The following is a 20,032-nucleotide window of genomic DNA, read 5'->3' as shown; positions in this document are numbered from 1 at the left end:
TATCTGAAGAAAAATAAAAAAAGCCCGATTTTACGGGCTTTTCATTCGGTTAATTCCTGTTAATTCAGGTACTGAAAGGCGGTAGACGGATTTGAACCGACGATCAAGCTTTTGCAGAGCCGTGCCTTACCACTTGGCTATACCGCCTCAACGTTTATTATTATACCTTGAAAATCATTTCCCGTCAATAGTTTCTTATACTAAAATCCAATTTAAGAAGATAGATTATGTCATGTGAAGAAAAAAGGGAAAAGCAACTTGTAAAAATGAAGCTTACAGAGCTAGACAAATTAATTTTCTTTTCTTATAAATACAAATAAAGAATGGGGAAATTCTGACAAAGAGAAGTTTTTTGTAGATATACGCCTAAATATTCTGAAAATTCGTTTACTTTTTAGAAGATATATGTTATAATTTCCAATAAGCCTAAATTTTTCAAGAGGAGTTATATACATGAAAAAAAGCAGAGTATTGGTTGTAGCAGGGGTTGCCTTATTAGCGACTGGCGTACTAGCTGCCTGCAGTTCTAAATCATCTGATTCAACAGCGCCAAAAAATTATGGCTATGTTTATTCAGCTGACCCAGAAACGTTGGATTACCTCATTTCAGGGAAACAAAGTACTAAGATTGCCACTTCAAATGGTATCGATGGTCTCTTCACAAACGACAAGTATGGGAATCTAGTCCCTGCAGTTGCAGAAGACTGGTCCGTTTCAAAAGATGGTTTGACTTATACATACAAGATTCGTAAAGGTGTTAAATGGATGACATCAGATGGCGAAGAGTATGCTGAAGTAACAGCCAAAGACTTTGTAAATGGCTTGAAACACGCGGCTGATAAAAAATCAGAAGCACTTTACCTAGCAGAAGATTCAGTTAAAGGTCTAGCTGACTATAAAGCTGGAAACAATAAAGACTTTTCTTCAGTCGGTGTAAAGGCAGTTGATGATTATACTCTTGAGTATACTTTGAACCAGCCAGAACCATACTGGAATTCTAAGATGGCCTACTCAATCTTCTGGCCATTGAACGAAGATTTTGAAAAATCAAAAGGGGCTGACTTTGCCAAAGCAACTGACCCTACATCATTGCTTTACAATGGTCCATTCTTACTGAAAGGTCTGACTGCTAAATCTTCTATCGAGTTCGCTAAGAATGAAAACTACTGGGACAAAGATAATGTTCACATTGATAAAGTAACCCTTGCTTTCTATGATGGGTCAGACCAAGAATCAATTGAACGTAACTTTACAAGTGGAGCCTATAGCTATGCTCGTCTCTTCCCAACAAGTTCAAACTATTCTAAAGTAGAAGAGACTTACAAGGAAAATATCTTCTACACTCCATCAGGACCTGGTGTTTTTGGTTTGGGTGTGAATATTGACCGTCAAAGTTACAAATACACTTCTAAGACAACTGATGAAGAAAAGTCTTCTACTAAGAAAGCCCTTCTTAACAAGGACTTCCGTCAGGCCTTGAACTTTGCCTTTGACCGTACTTCTTACTCAGCTCAAGTAAATGGTAAGGAAGGTGCTCCTCTTGCAGTTCGTAACCTCTTTGTGAAACCAGACTTTGTCTCTGCAGGCGAAAAAACTTTCGGTGACTTGGTAACTGATAAGATGGCTGCTTACGGTGATGAGTGGAAGAATGTAAACTTTGCAGATGGTCAAGATGGACTTTTCAACGCCGATAAAGCCAAAGCCGAATTTGCCAAAGCCAAAACAGCATTGGAAGCAGAAGGTGTGAAATTCCCTATCCACTTGGATATCCCAGTAGACCAAACTGCTAAGAACTATATCGCACGTATCCAATCCTTCAAACAATCCGTTGAAACAGTACTTGGTGAAGGCAATGTAGTCATTGATATTCAACAAATTTCTAAAGATGAGTTGAACAATATCACATACTATGCTGCAAACGCTGCAGCAGAAGATTGGGATCTCTCAGGAGCAGTTGGATGGAACCCAGACTATGAAGATCCATCAACTTATCTTGATATCTTGAAAACAACTAACAGCGAGCAAACAAAAACTTATATGGGTTATGACGATCCAGCAAATGCAGCGGCTGCACAAGTTGGTTTGAAAGAATACGATAAGTTAGTTGATGAAGCTGCAAAAGAAACCAACGACTTGAATGTTCGTTATGAAAAATATGCGGCTGCTCAAGCTTGGTTGACAGACAGCTCCCTCTTCTTGCCAGCTATGTCAGGTAGTGGTGCTGCACCATTCATTTCTCGTGTTGTACCATTCACAGCATCATACAGCCAATCTGGAGATAAGGGCTCAGACGTATACTTCAAGTATATTCAGTTACAAGACAAGGTTGTAACAAAAGCTGACTATGAACAAGCTCGTGAAAAATGGCTCAAAGAGAAAAAAGAATCAAACGAAAAAGTTCAAAAAGAATTGACGAATCACGTTAAATAAATAACTCTCAAGAGAACTTTCTCTCCATGAGGAGAAGGTTCTTTTGGGATTTTAAAAGGAAACGATATGAAAAAATATATTTTTATGCGTGTCTTGCGCTCATTGTTGTCTATTTTCTTGGTGACAACCTTGACCTACACGATTATCTATACGATGGTTCCTCGGAAACTGATTTTCAAGCAGGATACCAACTACAACAAGATTGCAACGACTCCAGATAAGCGGGATAATTATGAGAATACCGTTTATGAACGTATGGGCTATATTGAGTATTACGATACCAAGGAGTTGCAAGAAAAAGCGAGCACAATGGACTCATCTGTAACAGTAGATGCCAATGATACCAATAAGGCAATCTACGAAAAATACATCAACCAACTCGGTAATGGTTGGACGTTAGGTGTCTTTTCAGAGAGTGGTCAGTTCTATGCTACGCGTGAAATTCCAATTTTTGAACGTGTTTTCAAATTCTATGCGAACTTGCTTGATATTGATCATACAAACAAGATTCAAGACCCTGAAAATCCAAACTTGGAACGTTATCTTCGTTTTGAAAATGACCCTGCTATCGGTTGGTCATTGGTTGGTTCAGGTACCAAGCATAAATACCTTTTGTATTTCAACAATCAATTCCCGTTTGTGCACCAAAACTTTGTGAACATTAACTTGGGTGACTCTTACCCAACTTATGCGAACACGCCAGTGCTTCAAGTTATCACACAAGGTCAAGGACAAACTAAGACATCAGAAGTTCAATTCCCTACTGGTAAAAAGACTTCGTCTGTAGATATTTACTCTCGTACCTACAAATCTCCAAGTCAAGCAGATGCGCGTGAAATAGCTAACTATGGTAAAGACGATCCATATACAGCTACAGAAAGTAACTACCAATATCCATCTATGATTGCAAGCTCAGCTGTTGCTGGTTTGATTGGTTTGATTATTTCTTATGCTATTGCGATTCCTCTTGGATCTGCTATGGCTCGCCACAAGAATACTTGGATTGACAGCTTCTCAACAGGTGTTCTAACCTTCTTGCTTGCACTTCCAACGATTGCCTTGGTTTATATCGTTCGCTTGATTGGATCATCTATTGGTCTGCCTGACTCATTCCCTATCTTGGGGGCTGGAGATTGGCGTTCCTATGTCTTGCCAGCAGTCATTCTAGGTTTGCTGGGAGCACCAAGTACAGCAATCTGGATTCGTCGTTACATGATTGACTTGCAATCTCAGGACTTTGTCCGTTTTGCTCGTGCCAAAGGTTTATCTGAAAAAGAAATCTCAAATAAACACGTCTTTAAAAATGCCATGGTTCCTTTGGTTTCAGGTATTCCAGGTGCCGTAATCGGGGTTATTGGTGGTGCAACATTGACAGAAACAGTCTTCGCCTTCCCAGGTATGGGTAAAATGTTGATTGACTCTGTTAAGGCATCAAATAACTCAATGGTAGTTGGTCTCGTCTTCATCTTTACATGTATTTCTATCTTCTCACTCTTTGTAGGAGATATCTGGATGACTATGCTTGACCCACGTATTAAATTGACAGAGAAAGGAGGCAAATAATGTCAACAATTGATAAAGAAAAATTTCAGTTTGTAAAACGTGATGATTTTGCCTCTGAAACGATTGATGCTCCTGCCTACTCTTACTGGGGCTCTGTATTTAGACAGTTTTTAAAGAAAAAATCAACAGTCATTATGTTGGGAATATTGGTAGCTATTATTTTGATGAGTTTTATCTATCCGATGTTTTCAGACTTTGATTTTAACGATGTAAGTAAGGTTAATGACTTTAACGCTCGTTTTATTAAGCCCAATGCCGAACACTGGTTTGGTACTGATAGCAATGGTAAATCCTTGTTTGATGGAGTTTGGTTTGGTGCGCGTAATTCTATCCTCATTTCTGTAATTGCTACTTTTATCAACCTTGTGATCGGGGTTATTGTTGGTGGAATTTGGGGAATTTCAAAATCTGTTGACCGCGTCATGATGGAAGTTTATAACATTATTTCAAACATTCCATCTCTCTTGATTGTTATCGTCTTGACTTATTCAATTGGTGCTGGTTTCTGGAATTTGATCTTCGCTATGAGTGTGACGACTTGGATTGGTATTGCTTATTCAATTCGTATTCAAATCATGCGTTACCGTGACTTGGAATACAACCTTGCTTCTCAAACACTTGGAACACCAACCTTTAAAATCATCGTGAAAAATATCATGCCACAATTGGTATCTGTTATTGTTTCTACGATGACCTTGATGTTGCCAAGCTTTATCTCTTATGAGGCTTTCCTTTCCTTCTTTGGATTGGGGTTGCCTGTAACAGTGCCAAGTTTGGGACGTTTGATCTCAGATTACTCACAAAACGTTACGACCAATGCGTACTTGTTCTGGATTCCATTGACAACCTTGATCTTGGTATCCCTATCTCTATTCGTTGTTGGTCAGAACTTAGCGGATGCTAGTGATCCACGTACACATAGATAGGAGTAGACATGACAAAAGGAAAAGATGTAATTTTGACTGCTCGCGATATTGTCGTGGAATTTGACGTTCGTGACAAAGTTCTGACGGCTATCAGAGGCGTTTCTCTAGAACTGATTGAAGGGGAAGTTCTTGCCTTGGTAGGTGAGTCTGGTTCTGGTAAATCTGTATTAACAAAAACCTTTACAGGGATGTTGGAAGATAATGGGCGCATTGCCCAAGGAAGCATCGATTATCGTGGACAAGACTTGACAGCCTTGACTTCGAACAAAGAATGGGAGAAAATCCGTGGTGCTAAAATTGCAACCATCTTCCAAGACCCAATGACAAGTTTGGATCCAATTAATACAATCGGTAGCCAAATCACAGAAGTTATCGTTAAACACCAAGGGAAAACAGCTAAGGAAGCCAAAGAAATGGCAATCGACTATATGAACAAGGTCGGAATTCCAGACGCTGAAAAACGTTTTGACGAGTATCCTTTCCAATATTCTGGAGGGATGCGCCAACGTATCGTTATTGCGATTGCCCTTGCTTGTCGCCCAGATATTTTGATCTGTGATGAGCCAACGACGGCCCTTGATGTAACCATTCAAGCGCAAATCATTGATTTGCTTAAAACTTTGCAAGATGAGTACCACTTCACCATTATCTTTATCACCCATGACCTTGGTGTGGTAGCAAGTATTGCCGATAAGGTGGCGGTTATGTATGCTGGTGAAATTGTAGAATACGGTACTGTTGAGGAAGTCTTCTACGACCCACGTCATCCATATACTTGGAGTCTCTTGTCTAGCTTGCCTCAGCTTGCTGATGATAAAGGGGAATTGTACTCTATCCCAGGAACACCACCGTCTCTTTATACTGAGTTGAAAGGTGATGCCTTTGCCCTTCGTTCAGATTATGCGATGCAAATTGACTTTGAAGAGAAGGCACCTAAGTTTTCAGTCACTGATACCCACTGGGCTAAGACTTGGTTGCTTCATGAGAATGCTCCTAAGGTTGAAAAACCAGAAATCATCGCAGATTTACATGATAAAATTCGTGATAAAATGGGCTTTGCTCATCTAGAAGACTAGGAGGAAGGAAATGTCTGAAAAATTAGTAGAAATTAAAGATTTAGAAATTTCCTTCGGTGAAGGAAGTAAGAAGTTTGTCGCCGTTAAAAACGCTAACTTCTTTATCAACAAGGGAGAAACTTTCTCTCTCGTTGGTGAATCTGGTAGTGGGAAAACAACGATTGGTCGTGCCATTATTGGCTTGAATAATACTAGTAAAGGTGAAATCATCTTTGACGGTCATAAGATCAATGGGAAAAAATCTCATAAGGAATCTTCAGAGTTGATCCGCCGTATCCAGATGATTTTCCAAGACCCTGCAGCCAGCTTAAATGAACGTGCGACAGTTGACTATATCATCTCTGAAGGCCTTTACAACTACCACTTGTTCAAAGACGAAGAAGAGCGAAAAGAAAAAGTTCAAAAGATGATTCATGAAGTTGGTCTTTTGAAAGAGCACTTGACTCGTTACCCACACGAGTTTTCTGGTGGTCAACGTCAACGTATTGGGATTGCCCGTGCTCTTGTGATGGAACCTGATTTCGTTATTGCGGATGAGCCAATTTCAGCCTTGGACGTATCTGTTCGTGCGCAAGTCTTGAACTTGCTCAAGAAGTTCCAAAAAGAATTGGGCTTGACCTATCTCTTTATCGCGCATGACTTGTCAGTTGTTCGCTTTATCTCAGATCGTATCGCAGTTATCTATAAGGGTGTTATCGTTGAAGTAGCGGAGACAGAGGAGCTGTTTAACAATCCTGTTCATCCGTACACTCAAGCACTTCTATCTGCTGTACCGATTCCAGATCCAATCTTGGAACGTAAGAAGGTCTTGAAAGTCTATGATCCTAGCCAACATGATTATGAGACAGACAAACCATCTATGGTGGAAATTCGTCCAGGTCACTATGTTTGGGCTAATCAAGCGGAAGTTGCTCGCTACAAAGAAGCACTTAAAAAATAAACAGATTAGGAGGGGACCGAAAGGTCTTCTCATTTTTAATAGAAAAACTCCCCTTTCACTAGCTTGTAAAAGGGGAGTTGTATTATCATTAGCGTTTGGACCAGGTACGTTTCATAAAGAGAAGCAAAATGGGATAAATCTCTAGACGACCTGCAATCATTGCAAATGAGAGAAGGATTTTAGAGATGGGACTAAAGATAGCAAAACTAGAAGTTGTACCTAGAATAGGTCCGATGTTATTGAAACAACTGAAGACAGCACTGGTAACAACTAGAAAATCATTGCTATCTAGACTGACAATGAAGATAAGTGACAGTAAAATCATCACATAAATGACAAAATATTTTAGGACCTTGTGCTGGGTATCCTTATCAATCACAGTTTTATTGACATGTAGAGTTAATACGCGATGAGGAGATAAGATGGACAAGATCTGATTTTTTGCAATTTTTGAAAGGATGAGCCCTCTGATAACTTTGAGTCCACCTGCGGTTGATCCAGCAGAGCCGCCGATTCCCATGAGGAAGAGGAGGATAAATTGGGAGAAGAGGGGCCAGTTGGTAATATCTCCATAACCAAAACCAGTTGTTGTGATGATATTGGAAACCTGGAAGAGAGCCATTTCAAAGCTCTTAGAGACACCTTGGTAGAGATGGAGCGTATTGAGAGTAATTAAGCCGGTAGAAACTAGGACAATGATTATATATGCTCGTAGTTCTTCATCACCAAAGAAAGCCTTAACTCGACGGAGCATGAGGTAGTAGTAGAGATTAAAGTTGACCCCAAAAACCAGAACTCCGATACTGACGAGATAGGTGATGAGTGAGCTGCCATAGTGGGCAATTCCGTCGTTATAGACGGTGAAGCCTCCGGTTCCTGCCGTTCCCATAGCGATGACAAAGCTATCAAATAGAGGCATACCAGCTAGATAGTAGATGACTACAAAAAGTGAGAAGAGCCCTAAATAAAGCAGATAGAGGATCTGGGCGGTATTTTTCAGTTTGGATACAACCTTGCCGAAGACAGGCCCAGGGACCTCAGCCTTCATCACCTCTAAGTGACCATTCTTGGCATTGTCCATAATGGCAAGCGCGAAGACGAGTACCCCCATCCCTCCAATCAAGTGAGTAAAACTTCGCCAGAAGAGGAGGGAATGGCTGAGAACGGAGACATCTGTCAGAATGGTTGCTCCTGTAGTTGTAAAACCAGAACTGATTTCAAAGAAGGCATCGATGACACTTGGGATCTGTCCTGAAAAGACAAAGGGAAGTGCTCCAAAGAAAGACCATAGAATCCAACAGAGGGCGACGATTAAGACTCCCTCCTTGGTATAAATTCGCTGATTTTTGGGTTTCCGTAAAATTCCCAAGCTACCAAGAAGTATTAAAATTCCAATTGTTGTAAAGAGAGCTGTAAATACTTGGCTGGATTCTTGATAATAGGTTGCTACACTAACGGGTACTAGGAGGAGAACCGCCTCAATCAAGAGAAGTTTTGAGAGGAGGTAACGAATCATACTTTTATTCATCTTTTACCTCTCAATCAGATCATAAATCTTGGTGATATTTGGTAATAAGGTCGTCACGAGTAACTGATCTCCTACCTCAAGTCTGTCCTCTCCAGTAGGGAAGATTGTTTTTCCTTTCCGGATAATGGCTGCGATGAGGACCCCTTTTTTCAATTTCAACTGTGAAAGAGGTTTGGTAGTCATTTTATTAGCTTCCTTGATTTGGAATTGAAGAGTTTCAATTTGACCGTTTGCGAGATGGTGCATGGCTTGAAGGTCTGAGTACTGAGCGTTCACTCGACCACGGATAAAGTGCATAATGGTATCCACTGCGATGCTTTTTGGTGTGATGATACTTGAAAAATCAGGTGCATGGATAATCTCTAAAAGGCTAGTTCGATTCACCTTGGTGATATTCTTATGAACACCAACACGGTCTAAGAACATAGAGGTAATGATGTTTTCCTCATCAACCCCAGTCAAGGTTGCGACTGCATCATAGTTGGGAGCACTTTCCTCAAGCAAGATATCTTTGGCAGTTCCATCTCCCTGTACGATATAGAGATTTGGAAATTTTTCACTGAAGAGACGAGCTCTCTCAGGATTAATCTCGATAACTTTAGTGTCAATACGGCTATCTTTTAAAATGCCAAGTAGGTAATAAGCAATTTTTCCAGCACCAACGATGAGCAAGCTTTTCACTGCACGTGATTTGAAATAGTTATGGAAGAGCATCATATCCACACGATTCCCAGTAACAAAAATTCTATCTCTATCCTGAATAGTAATATCACCACTCGGAATCATAAGTTGATGGTCTCGTTCCATAGCGCAGACAATGATATTGCCAAATTTTTTACGAAAATCTGAGATTGGCATTTGACAGAGACCACTGGAATCTTTGACAACAAACTCCATCAGGTTGACCCGCCCCCCTGAGAACCGCTCAACTGAGAGTGCATTCGGGAAATCAATGATATTTGAGATAGCACGGGCGGCTAGGAGTTCTGGGTTAACGATAAGTGAGAATCCAAGAATATTTTTCTCTTTGAAATAGGCATTGGAGTATTCAGGATTTCGCACTCGAACGATGGTTTCTTTAGCGCCCATTTTTTTAGCAAGTACCGCTGAAATCATATTCACTTCATCGTGTTCCGTTAGAGCGATAAAGATATCACACTCTTGAACGCCGGCTTGCTCTAAGATAGCAAAGTCTGCTCCATTTCCAAGGAGTCCCATGATATCAAAGCGACTGACAATATGATTGAGAACAGCCTCATCTTGTTCGATGAGGACAACGTCGTGTTTTTCTGCAACCAGTGAACGGCAGAGGGCAAAACCGACTTTCCCTCCACCAACAAGGACAATTTTCATATAAAAACCCTACTTTTTCATGATGTAACTATCATACCCTTTTTTCGCAAAAAATGCACTTGCCAAGCCATTTTAGAGGATAAGAAAAGACTTTTTTAAGTTTTCAAAGATAAAATCGGTCACCTTTTATAGAAATGTCTATTATATGAAATGACTTCGCTCATTTAATATCCTTTCTCAGAAAAAGAATGACTAAGTATGGAAATATTATCAAAAAAAGTAAAAAAATCAAGTTATTTCTATTGACAATGGTTGTGAAAGTGTTATACTAAGAAAGTAGCTTCGCTGATTTACTTCAAACCTGTTGTGAGGTAAGTTAACGATGCCTTAACCACGCTGTTTGCTGAGCTTGACTCCGGGCAGTGTGGCTATTTTTTTGCAATGGTGAAAGGAAGCAAGTCATGACAAATCACATTGTATTATTTGAACCTCAGATTCCACAAAATACAGGTAACATTGCGCGTACTTGCGCTGCGACCAATTCTCCCCTTCACATCATCAAACCGATGGGATTTCCTATTGATGATCGCAAGATGAAGCGAGCTGGATTAGATTATTGGGATAAGTTAGATATTTATTTTTATGACAGCTTGGAAGATTTCATGTCTCAGATGAAGGGAAAACTCTATCTGATTTCGAAATTTGCTGAGAAGGTGTATTCTGAGGCAGATTTATCGACTGACGAGGATCATTATTTTCTCTTTGGACGTGAAGACAAGGGCTTGCCTGAGGACTTTATGCGAGAACATCCTGAGAAAGCACTCCGTATTCCTATGAACGATGAACACGTCCGCAGTCTCAATGTTTCGAATACCGTCTGCATGATTGTATATGAGGCTCTTCGTCAGCAGAATTTTGCAGGTCTTGAGCTTGTTCACACCTATGAAGCAGATAAATTGAAATAATCAAAATGCTTGCACTTGCAAGCGTTTTTTGTTATGATTAAAGGGTCTTCAGGGCTGGGTGTAATTCCCGACCGGCGGTGACTTTAACTAGCTATTTTGCCTTACTCTTCGTTGTCTTGTCTTGATATACTTTAAGTATTATCTTCGACTGCGACGCCTAGATAAATCTAAAATATCTTAGCCAAATAAGTCCGCGAGCGCAAGCTGATGTGGTGAGATTCCACAACCGACAGTATAGTCTGGATGGGAGAAGACGAAAGAATAGCTTTGCCTGTTCTGATGAGTTTATAGATGAATTGCAACCGCTTGCTCAAAAGAGTGAGAGGGAGCTTTTGGGATATAAAAAGTGAGAATAGATAGAGGGATCCTTTCCAACTTCTTCTGATTTTATAGAAAATTGGAGGAACCTGTTATGACAAACACACGTCGACTTTCGACCATTGCGATTTTATCAGCCATTTCATTTGTGCTGATGTACTTTGACTTTCCGCTCTTGCCAGCGGCGACTTTCCTCAAGATCGAGTTTAGTATCTTGCCAGTCCTTGTGGGTTTGGTGGTGATGGATTTGCCAGCTGCACTAGGAATTCTCTTGCTTCGCTCACTCTTGAAGTTGCTTCTCAATAGCCAAGGAGTGAATACCTACATTGGCTTGCCAATGAATATCGTAGCCTTGGGAGTTTTTGTTATCGCCTTTGGTTTGATTTGGAAAAAGGAACGTAGCACTCTTCGTTTCCTACTAGCATCTCTAGTGGGAACTATTGGATTGACTGCTGCGATGTTGGTTCTCAACTATGTTTATGCTGTTCCTTTGTACGCGCAGTTTGCTAACTTTGATATTGGAAAAATTTTGGGACTTTCCAACTACCTAATGACCATGGTTTTACCTTTTAACTTGATTGAGGGTATCATCTTTGCCGTTTCATTCTGGTTGTTATACGTCCTCTTGAAACCAACCTTAAAACATTATGAGAGATAAACAAACATTTTTAATGAAGGGCAGTTTTGCCCTTTTACTTTTCGTCCTTCTTGGCTATATGGTTAAGTTCTATCCTGAAACGTTGGTCGGTTTTGATCAACCGATTCAGACTGCCCTTCGTGGGGACTTGCCAAATTATTTGACAGTTCTATTCCGTGCCCTTACGCATTTGATTGATATCCCGGTGATTATCACCTGGGTTGCCATCGCAGCCTTTATCTTTTATCGTAAGCGGTGGAAGATAGAAAGCTACTTCATGGCGGGCAATCTAGCCTTAGCTGGTCTTTTAATCGTGACCTTTAAAAATATCTACCAGCGCCCTCGGCCAGCTATTTTACACTTGGTAGAGGAGAAGGGTTTTTCTTTTCCAAGTGGCCATTCTCTTGCAGTGACACTGATTGTAGGTACTCTGATTGTCATTCTCAGTCAACGGATTAAAGATCCAGTTTGGAGAAAAATTGTGCAAATCGTCCTTAGCCTCTACCTAGTCAGTGTGCTGCTATCAAGGGTCTATCTGGGAGTTCATTACCCATCAGATGTCCTTGCCAGTCTCTGTGTGGGTTTGGGAGTCTTGTTTATCGAATTTCCTTTCTATGACAAGCTTCGCTTCCAATGGCGATTTAAAGGCAAGCAGAAGTGAGTATCGAGTTCCCTTGAGGAGAAAGAAATGAAAGTCAATATAAAAGATCTCCATCCGACTCAACTATACTTATCAGAAAAGAAACTAGAAGGCATCCAGATACTTTATCAGTTGGCAGAAATAATCAATGTTGCTCCAATCAGTATTCTTGCGTTCGGAGATTGCTTGTTGATTACAGATGGCCATCACAGGGCTTATCAGGCTTTATTGGCAGGTAGGGATACGATTTCTGCTGAGTGGGATAGAGATGGTGGCGATGAACTGTATTATCTCTATGCGCAAGCTTGCGAGGAAAGAAAGATTTACTCTGTTTTGGATTTAAAAGACTGTATCTTAGCTCAAGATGAGTATGAAGCAAAATGGTATAACTGGTGTGATGGTTTTAATCAAGCAGCAACTCTTTTATTGAAAAGGAAAGCAGATGAAACAGGTCCTACAAATAGATAGTGCATTGCGTCTTATTCCTTTTTATATTGAAATTAGTCTAATCTAACTTGTTTTTTAACTAAAAATTTGATAAACTATGTAGTAATCGAATAGAAATCCGCAAGACTAGTAACTCAAGGAAAGTATATCAGGGAGGAGAGCCATGACTGCAAGCTCTCTATATGAAAGCTGAGTGAATTCACTTGCGCATGGATTTAGAAATGAAGGTCTGACTTGTCAGATGAAACGGATGGTACCGCGTGTCAACGCTCCGAGTGGAGTTTTTGACATGTGGTTTTCTTTTTATCTACGAGCGACTGATGGAGGAATTATGTCAACTATTGAAGAACAATTAAAAGCGCTTCGCGAAGAAACGCTGGCTAGCTTGAAGCAGATTACTGCTGAAAATGAAAAAGAGATGCAAGAATTACGTGTCTCTGTCCTTGGGAAAAAAGGTTCACTGACTGAAATCCTTAAAGGGATGAAGGATGTATCGGCTGAAATGCGCCCTGTCATCGGGAAACACGTCAACGAGGCTCGTGATGTCTTGACAGCAGCCTTTGAGGAAACAGCGAAACTCTTGGAAGAAAAGAAAGTCGCAGCTCAACTGGCTAGCGAGAGTATCGATGTGACACTTCCAGGTCGTCCGGTAGCGACTGGTCACCGTCATGTTCTTACACAAACCAGTGAAGAAATCGAAGATATTTTCATCGGTATGGGTTACCAAGTCGTGGATGGTTTTGAAGTGGAGCAAGACTACTATAACTTCGAGCGTATGAACCTTCCAAAAGATCACCCAGCTCGTGATATGCAGGATACTTTCTACATCACAGAAGAAATCTTGCTTCGTACTCACACGTCTCCAGTTCAGGCGCGTGCTATGGATGCTCATGATTTTTCAAAAGGTCCTTTGAAAATGATCTCACCAGGGCGTGTGTTCCGTCGTGATACGGACGATGCGACCCACAGTCACCAGTTCCACCAAATCGAAGGATTGGTTGTTGGGAAAAACATCTCTATGGCAGACCTTCAAGGAACGCTTCAGTTGATTGTCCAAAAGATGTTCGGTGAAGAGCGTCAGATTCGTCTGCGTCCATCTTATTTCCCATTCACAGAGCCATCTGTTGAGGTGGATGTTTCCTGCTTTAAGTGTGGCGGAGAAGGCTGTAATGTATGTAAGAAAACAGGTTGGATCGAAATCATGGGGGCCGGTATGGTTCACCCACGTGTCCTTGAAATGAGTGGAATCGATGCGGCTGTATACTCTGGATTTGCCTTTGGTCTTGGACAAGAGCGTGTAGCCATGCTCCGTTACGGAATCAACGATATCCGTGGATTCTACCAAGGAGATGTCCGCTTCTCAGAACAGTTTAAATAAGAAATCAAACGCGAGGATATTTTATGATTTCGGAACAAAACTATAATAAACTTTTAGAGAAGTTTGGTGATATATCTTCATTTGCGATTTATAAAGAATCTAAAAATAATGATAAAGCGACATCTGAAAATATATCCTATGAAGAAGCTATTGAAAACCATCAAAAAGACTACATAAATCCTTCAAATATAATACTTATGGTGAATCCCTCTGCTAAAAGAGAACAATCCCCTGATAGTAATTTTTGTTCATTTCATCATTCAAATATCAATGATCGTCATTTAAGATTTTTAACTATGAAAACAAGTACATTTTGGAGAAATCTATACGGATCATATGTAACTGATCTATTTTCTGATGTTGTTGAATCTGTAATGGATAATGTAATTTCGGCAGTAAAGGATGATAATAAAAAGGACTACCGAAAACAATCGTATAAAAAATTAATTGAACAATTAGAAATATTGTCCCAGGATTCAAAAGAAGATAAATTAAATATATATGTTTGTGGTGCTTTAGCAAAGAGTAAGCGTGAAGATTTTAGTTTTTTTATAGAAGAGTTGCTAGAAGAAGTTTCAGAAAGCTCGTATTTAAATATTGAACTTAATTTTTATGCTGTATATCATCCTGGTTATCAAAATTTAAAAAAATTAATTCAAGGTGGTTGTGAAGAAATAGTTAAGCATTCTATGAAGATTGAATGAATAGATTTTAATTGGGAAGTTATATTTTGCTATAAAAAATGTAGCTTCATAGCAAGAGTTTGCTCATAGATTTATGTTTAAATACTTCTACCAAGGCGATGTTCGCTTCTCAGAACAGTTTAAATAAGATTGAAATCTGAAACACAGTCCTATACAGTCCTAGTCATTTTCTCTCAATGAGAAATGGTGAGGACTGATTCAAAGAAAAAGAAAGGAATTGAAAAGGTCTCTCTTACTGGGATCTTACAATCAGAATTATGTTAGTATCATACAAATGGTTAAAAGAATTGGTGGACATTGACGTGCCATCACAAGAGTTGGCTGAAAAAATGTCAACCACAGGAATAGAGGTCGAAGGTGTCGAATCACCGGCTGCCGGTCTCTCAAAAATTGTCGTCGGTGAAGTTTTGTCTTGCGAAGATGTGCCAGAAACTCACCTTCATGTTTGTCAGGTTAACGTTGGCGAAGAAGAAGCCCGTCAGATCGTTTGTGGTGCCCCAAATGTGCGTGCTGGTATCAAGGTCATGGTGGCTCTTCCAGGAGCTCGTATCGCTGACAACTACAAAATCAAAAAAGGAAAAATCCGTGGCTTAGAGTCTCTCGGAATGATTTGTTCACTTGGTGAATTAGGTATTTCGGACTCAGTTGTGCCAAAGGAATTCGCAGATGGTATCCAAATCTTGCCTCAAGATGCTATTCCTGGGGACGAAGTCTTTTCTTACCTAGACTTGGATGATGAAATTATCGAACTTTCAATCACTCCAAACCGTGCAGATGCTCTATCTATGCGTGGAGTAGCGCACGAAGTGGCAGCTATCTATGACAAGGCAGTTAGCTTTAAGGAATTCAGTTTAACAGAAACAAATGAAAGTGCAGCAGATGCTCTTTCTGTAGGGATTGAAACAGATAAGGCGCCATATTATGCGGCCCGTATCTTGGACAATGTGACCATCGCACCAAGTCCACAATGGTTGCAAAACCTTCTTATGAACGAAGGCATCCGTCCGATTAACAATGTGGTCGACGTGACCAACTATATCCTACTCTACTTTGGTCAGCCTATGCATGCCTTTGACTTGGATACCTTTGAAGGCAATGACATCCGTGTGCGTGAAGCGCGTGCTGGTGAAAAGTTGGTGACCTTGGACGGTGAAGAACGTGAGTTGGAAACAAATGATTTAGTGATTACTGTCGCTGACAAACCAGTCGCCCTTGCAGGTGTCATGGGTGGAGAGGCTACAGAAATCTCTGAAAAATCTAGTCGTGTTGTGTTAGAAGCTGCTGTTTTCAATGGCACATCCATTCGTAAGACTAGCGGACGCCTTAACCTTCGTTCGGAATCATCTTCTCGTTTTGAAAAAGGGATCAATGTGGCAACAGTCAATGAGGCCTTGGATGCTGCAGCTAGCATGATTGCAGAACTTGCAGGTGCGACGGTGCGTAAGGGCATCGTTTCAGCGGGTGAGCTTGACGCTTTAGATGTAGAAATATCTTCAACTCTTGCCGATGTCAACCGTGTTCTTGGCACGGAGCTTTCTTATGCTGATGTAGAAGACGTTTTCCGTCGTCTTGGCTTTGGGCTTTCTGGAAATGCGGAAGCCTTCACTGTCAGCGTTCCACGTCGTCGTTGGGATATCACCATCGAGGCAGACCTCTTTGAAGAAATTGCTCGTATCTATGGTTATGATCGCTTGCCAACCAGCCTTCCAAAAGACGACGGTACAGCTGGTGAATTGACAGCGACACAGAAACTTCGTCGCCAAGTTCGTACCATCGCTGAAGGGGCAGGTTTGACAGAAATCATCACCTACGCTCTGACAACTCCTGAGAAAGCAGTTGAGTTTACGGCTCAACCAAGCAAGCTAACAGAACTCATGTGGCCAATGATAGTGGACCGTTCCGTTCTCCGTCAAAATATGGTCTCAGGTATCCTTGATACAGTGGCCTACAACGTAGCTCGTAAGAACAAAAACTTGGCTCTTTATGAGATTGGAAAAGTCTTTGAACAAACAGGCAATCCAAAAGAAGACCTACCAAACGAAATCAACAGTTTTGCTTTTGCCTTGACCGGCTTGGTTGCAGAAAAAGATTTCCAAACGGCAGCAGTTCCAGTTGATTTCTTCTATGCTAAGGGAATCCTAGAATCGCTCTTTACTCGCTTGGGACTTGAAGTGACTTATACAGCAACAGCTGAGATTGCTAGCCTTCACCCAGGCCGTACAGCCGTGATTTCACTCAGCGACCAAGTTCTTGGTTTCCTTGGCCAAGTGCATCCGGTCACTGCCAAGGCTTATGATATTCCAGAAACATATGTAGCGGAGCTCAACCTTTCAGCCATTGAAGCTGCCCTTCAACCAGCTGCTCCATTTGTGGAAATCACCAAATTCCCAGCAGTCAGTCGTGACGTGGCTCTACTCCTCAAGGCAGAAGTCACTCATCAAGAAGTTGTAGACGCTATCCAAGCTGCAGGCGTGAAACGTTTGACAGATATCAAACTCTTTGACGTCTTCTCAGGCGAAAAACTGGGAGTTGGCATGAAGTCAATGGCCTATAGCTTGACCTTCCAAAATCCAGAAGATAGCTTGACAGACGAAGAAGTCGCACGCTATATGGAAAAGATCCAAGCATCACTCGAAGAAAAAGTGAATGCAGAAGTGCGTTAAAGTATCAATCCATCCTTCGGGGTGGATTTTTAGTTTCAAAAGGATAGTTCAGAGGAGAAAAGCGATAGTTGAGGAGGAAGCCATCTCAGAAAGTCTTTAATGAGTTATACTTAAGTTATCACTGAAGTACTTAAAATTTATTAGAGATAGGATACTTTTTCTATTTATAATCCGATAAAATGGACATAAATCGTTGTAAAGGCTATCAAAAAGGAGTATAATAGGTGCAACATATCTCGGAGGTGGAAAATGTTAGAAGTAAGAAATCTAGAGAAAAGTTTCGGTTCCAAGCAAGTCTTGTTTGGTGTCGATTTTCAGGCAAGTCCAGGACGGATTCTGGGCTTGGTTGGGAAAAATGGTGCTGGGAAAACAACGATTTTCCACAGTATGTTGAAATTTTTAGAGTATCAAGGAGAAATCAGTCTGGATGGGCAGGAGATTCGTCAGGAAACCTATGCTCGGATTGGCTATCTGCCTGAGGAACGCAGCCTCATGCCCAAGTTGACAGTCCTTGAACAAGTTCGCTACTTGGCGACTCTAAAAGGCATGGATGCTAAGGAAGTCAAGGAAAAACTCCCTCAATGGATGGAAAAATTGGAAGTGAAGGGCAAATTGACCGACAAAATCAAGAGCCTCTCCAAAGGGAATCAGCAGAAAATTCAGTTGATTATCACCCTAATCCATGAGCCAGACTTGATTATCCTGGATGAGCCTTTTAGTGGTTTGGACCCAGTCAATACCGAGTTGCTCAAACAGGTCATCTTGAAAGAGAAAGAGCGTGGTGCAATCATTATCTTTTCTGACCATGTCATGACCAATGTCGAGGAGCTTTGCGATGATATTCTGATGATTCGAGATGGGCGTGTGGTCTTGCATGGACCAGTTCAGGATGTCCGTAATCAATACGGGAAAACACGTCTCTTTGTTTCAAGTGAACGAAGCAAGGAAGAACTGGAAAGTCTTCCTCATGTCAAACAGGTGAGCTTGACCAAGCAAGGCAGTTGGAAATTAATCCTAGATGATGAGAGCGCTGGAAGGGAACTCTTCCCCATCCTCACTCAAGGTCAATACATCGCGACCTTTGACCAACAGGCTCCAACAATCGATGAAATCTTTAAACTAGAATCAGGGGTGGAAGTATGAGAAATATGTGGGTTGTAATGAAGGAAACCTATCTTCGACATGTCAAGTCGTGGAGTTTCTTCTTTATGGTGATTTCGCCGTTCCTCTTTTTAGGATTATCTGTAGGAATCGGCTATCTCCAAAATTCTTCAATGGCTAAAAATAGCAAGGTAGCAGTAGTAACAACAGTGCCATCTGTAGCTGAGGGACTCAAGGGTACCAATGGTATCAACTTTGATTATAAGGACGAAGCCAGTGCCCAGGCTGCTATCAAGGATGAGAAAATCAAGGGTTACCTAACCATTGACCAAGAGGACAGCGTCCTCAAGGCCGTCTATCACGGTGAAACTTCTCTTGAAAGTGGCATCAAGCTGGCTGTAACCAATAAGCTAAATGAACTTCAATATCAACTGAATCGTTCGGCAGCTAATTTGTCTCAAGAGCAGGAAAAATACTTGAGTCAATCTGTTGACTATACAGAGAAGATTGATGAAGCTAAAGAAAATAAAAAAACAGTGCAGAACATGGCGGCATTGGGCTTAGGATTTTTCCTTTATATGATCTTGATTACCTATGCTAGCGTCACCGCTCAGGAAGTGGCTAGCGAGAAAGGAACTAAAATCATGGAGGTGGTCTTCTCTAGTATCCGAGCTAGTCATTATTTCTACGCTCGTATGCTGGCTCTGCTCCTTGTGATTTTGACTCATATTGGGATTTACGTCGTGGGTGGGCTGGCTGCCATTCTGCTCTTTAAAGACCTACCAATCTTGGCACAATCTGGTATTTTAAATCATCTAGGAGAGGCTTTCTCGCTTAATACCTTATTGTTTGTCTTGGTCAGTCTCTTTATGTATGTTGTTTTAGCAGCCTTTCTAGGTTCTATGGTTTCTCGTCCTGAGGATTCAGGAAAGGCCTTGTCACCGTTGATGATCTTGATTATGGCAGGATTCGTTGGAGTGACCGCTCTAGGTGCTGCAGGAGACAATTTAGTTCTGAAAATTGGTTCCTATATTCCTTTCATCTCGACCTTCTTTATGCCATTTAGAGCTATAAATGGATATGCAAGTGGTCTAGAAGCTTGGATTTCACTTGCCATAACGGTTGTCTTTGCAGTAACCGCAACAGCCTTTATCGGACGCATGTATGCTAGTCTAGTCCTTCAAACGGATGATTTGGGAATCTGGAAAACCTTTAAACGTGCTTTAGCTTATAAATAGGAGAGCCTCGCAAAAGCGAGGTTTTTCTAGATGTTAAACACTGAAATCGGCAAAAATATTTTTCATATCTATTGACTTTTAGTAGTAAAATTTGGTATGATAGTAGACGGTATTGTTTACCCCATTTGTAAGGCCCCGGAACCTTTCAAATACCCCGCGGACCGGAACATCCGCCCTGTAAACAA

16 protein-coding genes, 1 tRNA gene and 1 riboswitch are annotated in these 20,032 nt (G+C 41.0%); of the genes, 14 read left to right on the top strand and 3 right to left on the bottom strand.

Annotated features, from left to right (window positions below; genetic code table 11):
- Positions 1-76: 76 nt before the first annotated feature.
- A tRNA-Cys gene (locus tag MK396_RS08925) sits at positions 77-147 on the bottom strand.
- A gap of 306 nt (positions 148-453) precedes the next feature.
- On the opposite strand from MK396_RS08925, the gene MK396_RS08920 reads away from it, so the two are divergent.
- The 5 genes from MK396_RS08920 (at position 454) to MK396_RS08900 (ending at position 6,935) form a co-directional block, all read left to right on the top strand.
- A complete protein-coding gene (locus MK396_RS08920; protein ID WP_268724330.1) occupies positions 454-2,430 on the top strand; it encodes a peptide ABC transporter substrate-binding protein in 1,977 nt (658 codons plus the stop codon).
- 66 nt (positions 2,431-2,496) lie between these two features.
- Positions 2,497-3,993 carry an ABC transporter permease gene (locus tag MK396_RS08915; protein ID WP_000759887.1) on the top strand — a complete coding sequence of 499 codons (1,497 nt, stop codon included), beginning with the start codon at positions 2,497-2,499 and terminating at the stop codon, positions 3,991-3,993.
- Positions 3,993-4,919 carry an oligopeptide ABC transporter permease OppC gene (gene oppC, locus MK396_RS08910; protein ID WP_213988829.1) on the top strand — a complete coding sequence of 309 codons (927 nt, stop codon included), beginning with the start codon at positions 3,993-3,995 and terminating at the stop codon, positions 4,917-4,919. The genes MK396_RS08915 and oppC overlap by 1 nt, the downstream gene beginning before the upstream one ends.
- Before the next feature lie 8 nt (positions 4,920-4,927).
- Positions 4,928-5,995 (top strand): ABC transporter ATP-binding protein, encoded by a 1,068-nt coding sequence (locus MK396_RS08905; protein ID WP_268719439.1) that lies wholly within the window; start codon positions 4,928-4,930, stop codon positions 5,993-5,995.
- A 10-nt stretch (positions 5,996-6,005) separates the two neighbouring features.
- Entirely contained in the window at positions 6,006-6,935 is a 930-nt protein-coding gene (locus MK396_RS08900; protein ID WP_001291314.1) for an ATP-binding cassette domain-containing protein, read from the top strand.
- Positions 6,936-7,023: 88 nt separating this feature from the next.
- Here the strand turns inward: MK396_RS08900 and MK396_RS08895 are convergent, their stop codons facing one another.
- On the bottom strand, positions 7,024-8,463 hold the full coding sequence (locus MK396_RS08895; RefSeq protein WP_268724329.1) for a TrkH family potassium uptake protein: 1,440 nt from the start codon (positions 8,461-8,463) through the stop codon (positions 7,024-7,026).
- A gap of 3 nt (positions 8,464-8,466) precedes the next feature.
- On the bottom strand, positions 8,467-9,816 hold the full coding sequence (gene trkA, locus MK396_RS08890; RefSeq protein ID WP_268724328.1) for a Trk system potassium transporter TrkA: 1,350 nt from the start codon (positions 9,814-9,816) through the stop codon (positions 8,467-8,469).
- A gap of 401 nt (positions 9,817-10,217) precedes the next feature.
- Here trkA and MK396_RS08885 point away from each other — a divergent pair, with 401 nt between their 5' ends.
- The 9 genes from MK396_RS08885 to MK396_RS08845 all read left to right on the top strand — a co-directional run bounded on the left by MK396_RS08885 (position 10,218) and on the right by MK396_RS08845 (position 19,847).
- The gene (locus MK396_RS08885) at positions 10,218-10,721 is read left to right on the top strand and encodes a tRNA (cytidine(34)-2'-O)-methyltransferase (RefSeq protein ID WP_268724327.1); all 504 of its coding nucleotides are present in this window, start codon (positions 10,218-10,220) and stop codon (positions 10,719-10,721) included.
- Between the two features lie 40 nt (positions 10,722-10,761).
- Positions 10,762-10,980, top strand: a riboswitch (FMN riboswitch).
- 153 nt (positions 10,981-11,133) lie between these two features.
- Positions 11,134-11,697, top strand: a complete 564-nt coding sequence (locus MK396_RS08880; RefSeq protein WP_268724326.1) for an ECF transporter S component — start codon at positions 11,134-11,136, stop codon at positions 11,695-11,697.
- A complete protein-coding gene (locus MK396_RS08875) occupies positions 11,687-12,337 on the top strand; it encodes a phosphatase PAP2 family protein (protein ID WP_268724325.1) in 651 nt (216 codons plus the stop codon). Before MK396_RS08880 ends, MK396_RS08875 begins: the two co-directional genes overlap by 11 nt.
- 27 nt (positions 12,338-12,364) lie before the next feature.
- Complete coding sequence (locus tag MK396_RS08870) at positions 12,365-12,784, top strand: chromosome partitioning protein ParB (RefSeq protein ID WP_268724324.1); 420 nt, start codon at positions 12,365-12,367, stop codon at positions 12,782-12,784.
- 310 nt (positions 12,785-13,094) lie between these two features.
- On the top strand, positions 13,095-14,141 hold the full coding sequence (gene pheS, locus MK396_RS08865) for a phenylalanine--tRNA ligase subunit alpha (RefSeq protein WP_198460144.1): 1,047 nt from the start codon (positions 13,095-13,097) through the stop codon (positions 14,139-14,141).
- Between the two features lie 23 nt (positions 14,142-14,164).
- A complete protein-coding gene (locus tag MK396_RS08860; protein ID WP_268724323.1) occupies positions 14,165-14,845 on the top strand; it encodes a hypothetical protein in 681 nt (226 codons plus the stop codon).
- A 257-nt stretch (positions 14,846-15,102) separates the two neighbouring features.
- Positions 15,103-17,508, top strand: coding sequence for a phenylalanine--tRNA ligase subunit beta (pheT, locus tag MK396_RS08855; RefSeq protein ID WP_268724322.1), 2,406 nt, complete (start codon positions 15,103-15,105; stop codon positions 17,506-17,508).
- A 249-nt stretch (positions 17,509-17,757) separates the two neighbouring features.
- Entirely contained in the window at positions 17,758-18,651 is an 894-nt protein-coding gene (locus MK396_RS08850; RefSeq protein WP_084932832.1) for an ABC transporter ATP-binding protein, read from the top strand.
- Positions 18,648-19,847 (top strand): ABC transporter permease, encoded by a 1,200-nt coding sequence (locus MK396_RS08845; protein WP_268724321.1) that lies wholly within the window; start codon positions 18,648-18,650, stop codon positions 19,845-19,847. Before MK396_RS08850 ends, MK396_RS08845 begins: the two co-directional genes overlap by 4 nt.
- The last annotated feature ends 185 nt before the right edge of the window (positions 19,848-20,032 follow it).

Source organism: Streptococcus oralis, assembly GCF_026782235.1.
GTDB lineage: Bacteria > Bacillota > Bacilli > Lactobacillales > Streptococcaceae > Streptococcus > Streptococcus oralis_CC.
Note: the sequence above shows the minus strand (reverse complement) of the source record. Positions and strands in the feature narration are given on the sequence as shown.

Bases quoted from the DNA above. Each gene is read 5' to 3' on its own strand.
- MK396_RS08920 (WP_268724330.1), top strand. From the start codon at position 454: ATGAAAAAAAGCAGAGTATTGGTTGTAGCAGGGGTTGCCTTATTAGCG.
- MK396_RS08880 (WP_268724326.1), top strand. From the start codon at position 11,134: ATGACAAACACACGTCGACTTTCGACCATTGCGATTTTATCAGCCATT.
- MK396_RS08895 (WP_268724329.1), bottom strand. From the start codon at position 8,463: ATGAATAAAAGTATGATTCGTTACCTCCTCTCAAAACTTCTCTTGATT.
- MK396_RS08870 (WP_268724324.1), top strand. From the start codon at position 12,365: ATGAAAGTCAATATAAAAGATCTCCATCCGACTCAACTATACTTATCA.
- oppC (WP_213988829.1), top strand. From the start codon at position 3,993: ATGTCAACAATTGATAAAGAAAAATTTCAGTTTGTAAAACGTGATGAT.
- MK396_RS08845 (WP_268724321.1), top strand. From the start codon at position 18,648: ATGAGAAATATGTGGGTTGTAATGAAGGAAACCTATCTTCGACATGTC.
- MK396_RS08905 (WP_268719439.1), top strand. From the start codon at position 4,928: ATGACAAAAGGAAAAGATGTAATTTTGACTGCTCGCGATATTGTCGTG.
- MK396_RS08850 (WP_084932832.1), top strand. From the start codon at position 17,758: ATGTTAGAAGTAAGAAATCTAGAGAAAAGTTTCGGTTCCAAGCAAGTC.
- MK396_RS08900 (WP_001291314.1), top strand. From the start codon at position 6,006: ATGTCTGAAAAATTAGTAGAAATTAAAGATTTAGAAATTTCCTTCGGT.
- MK396_RS08915 (WP_000759887.1), top strand. From the start codon at position 2,497: ATGAAAAAATATATTTTTATGCGTGTCTTGCGCTCATTGTTGTCTATT.
- pheS (WP_198460144.1), top strand. From the start codon at position 13,095: ATGTCAACTATTGAAGAACAATTAAAAGCGCTTCGCGAAGAAACGCTG.
- trkA (WP_268724328.1), bottom strand. From the start codon at position 9,816: ATGAAAATTGTCCTTGTTGGTGGAGGGAAAGTCGGTTTTGCCCTCTGC.
- MK396_RS08885 (WP_268724327.1), top strand. From the start codon at position 10,218: ATGACAAATCACATTGTATTATTTGAACCTCAGATTCCACAAAATACA.
- pheT (WP_268724322.1), top strand. From the start codon at position 15,103: ATGTTAGTATCATACAAATGGTTAAAAGAATTGGTGGACATTGACGTG.
- MK396_RS08875 (WP_268724325.1), top strand. From the start codon at position 11,687: ATGAGAGATAAACAAACATTTTTAATGAAGGGCAGTTTTGCCCTTTTA.
- MK396_RS08860 (WP_268724323.1), top strand. From the start codon at position 14,165: ATGATTTCGGAACAAAACTATAATAAACTTTTAGAGAAGTTTGGTGAT.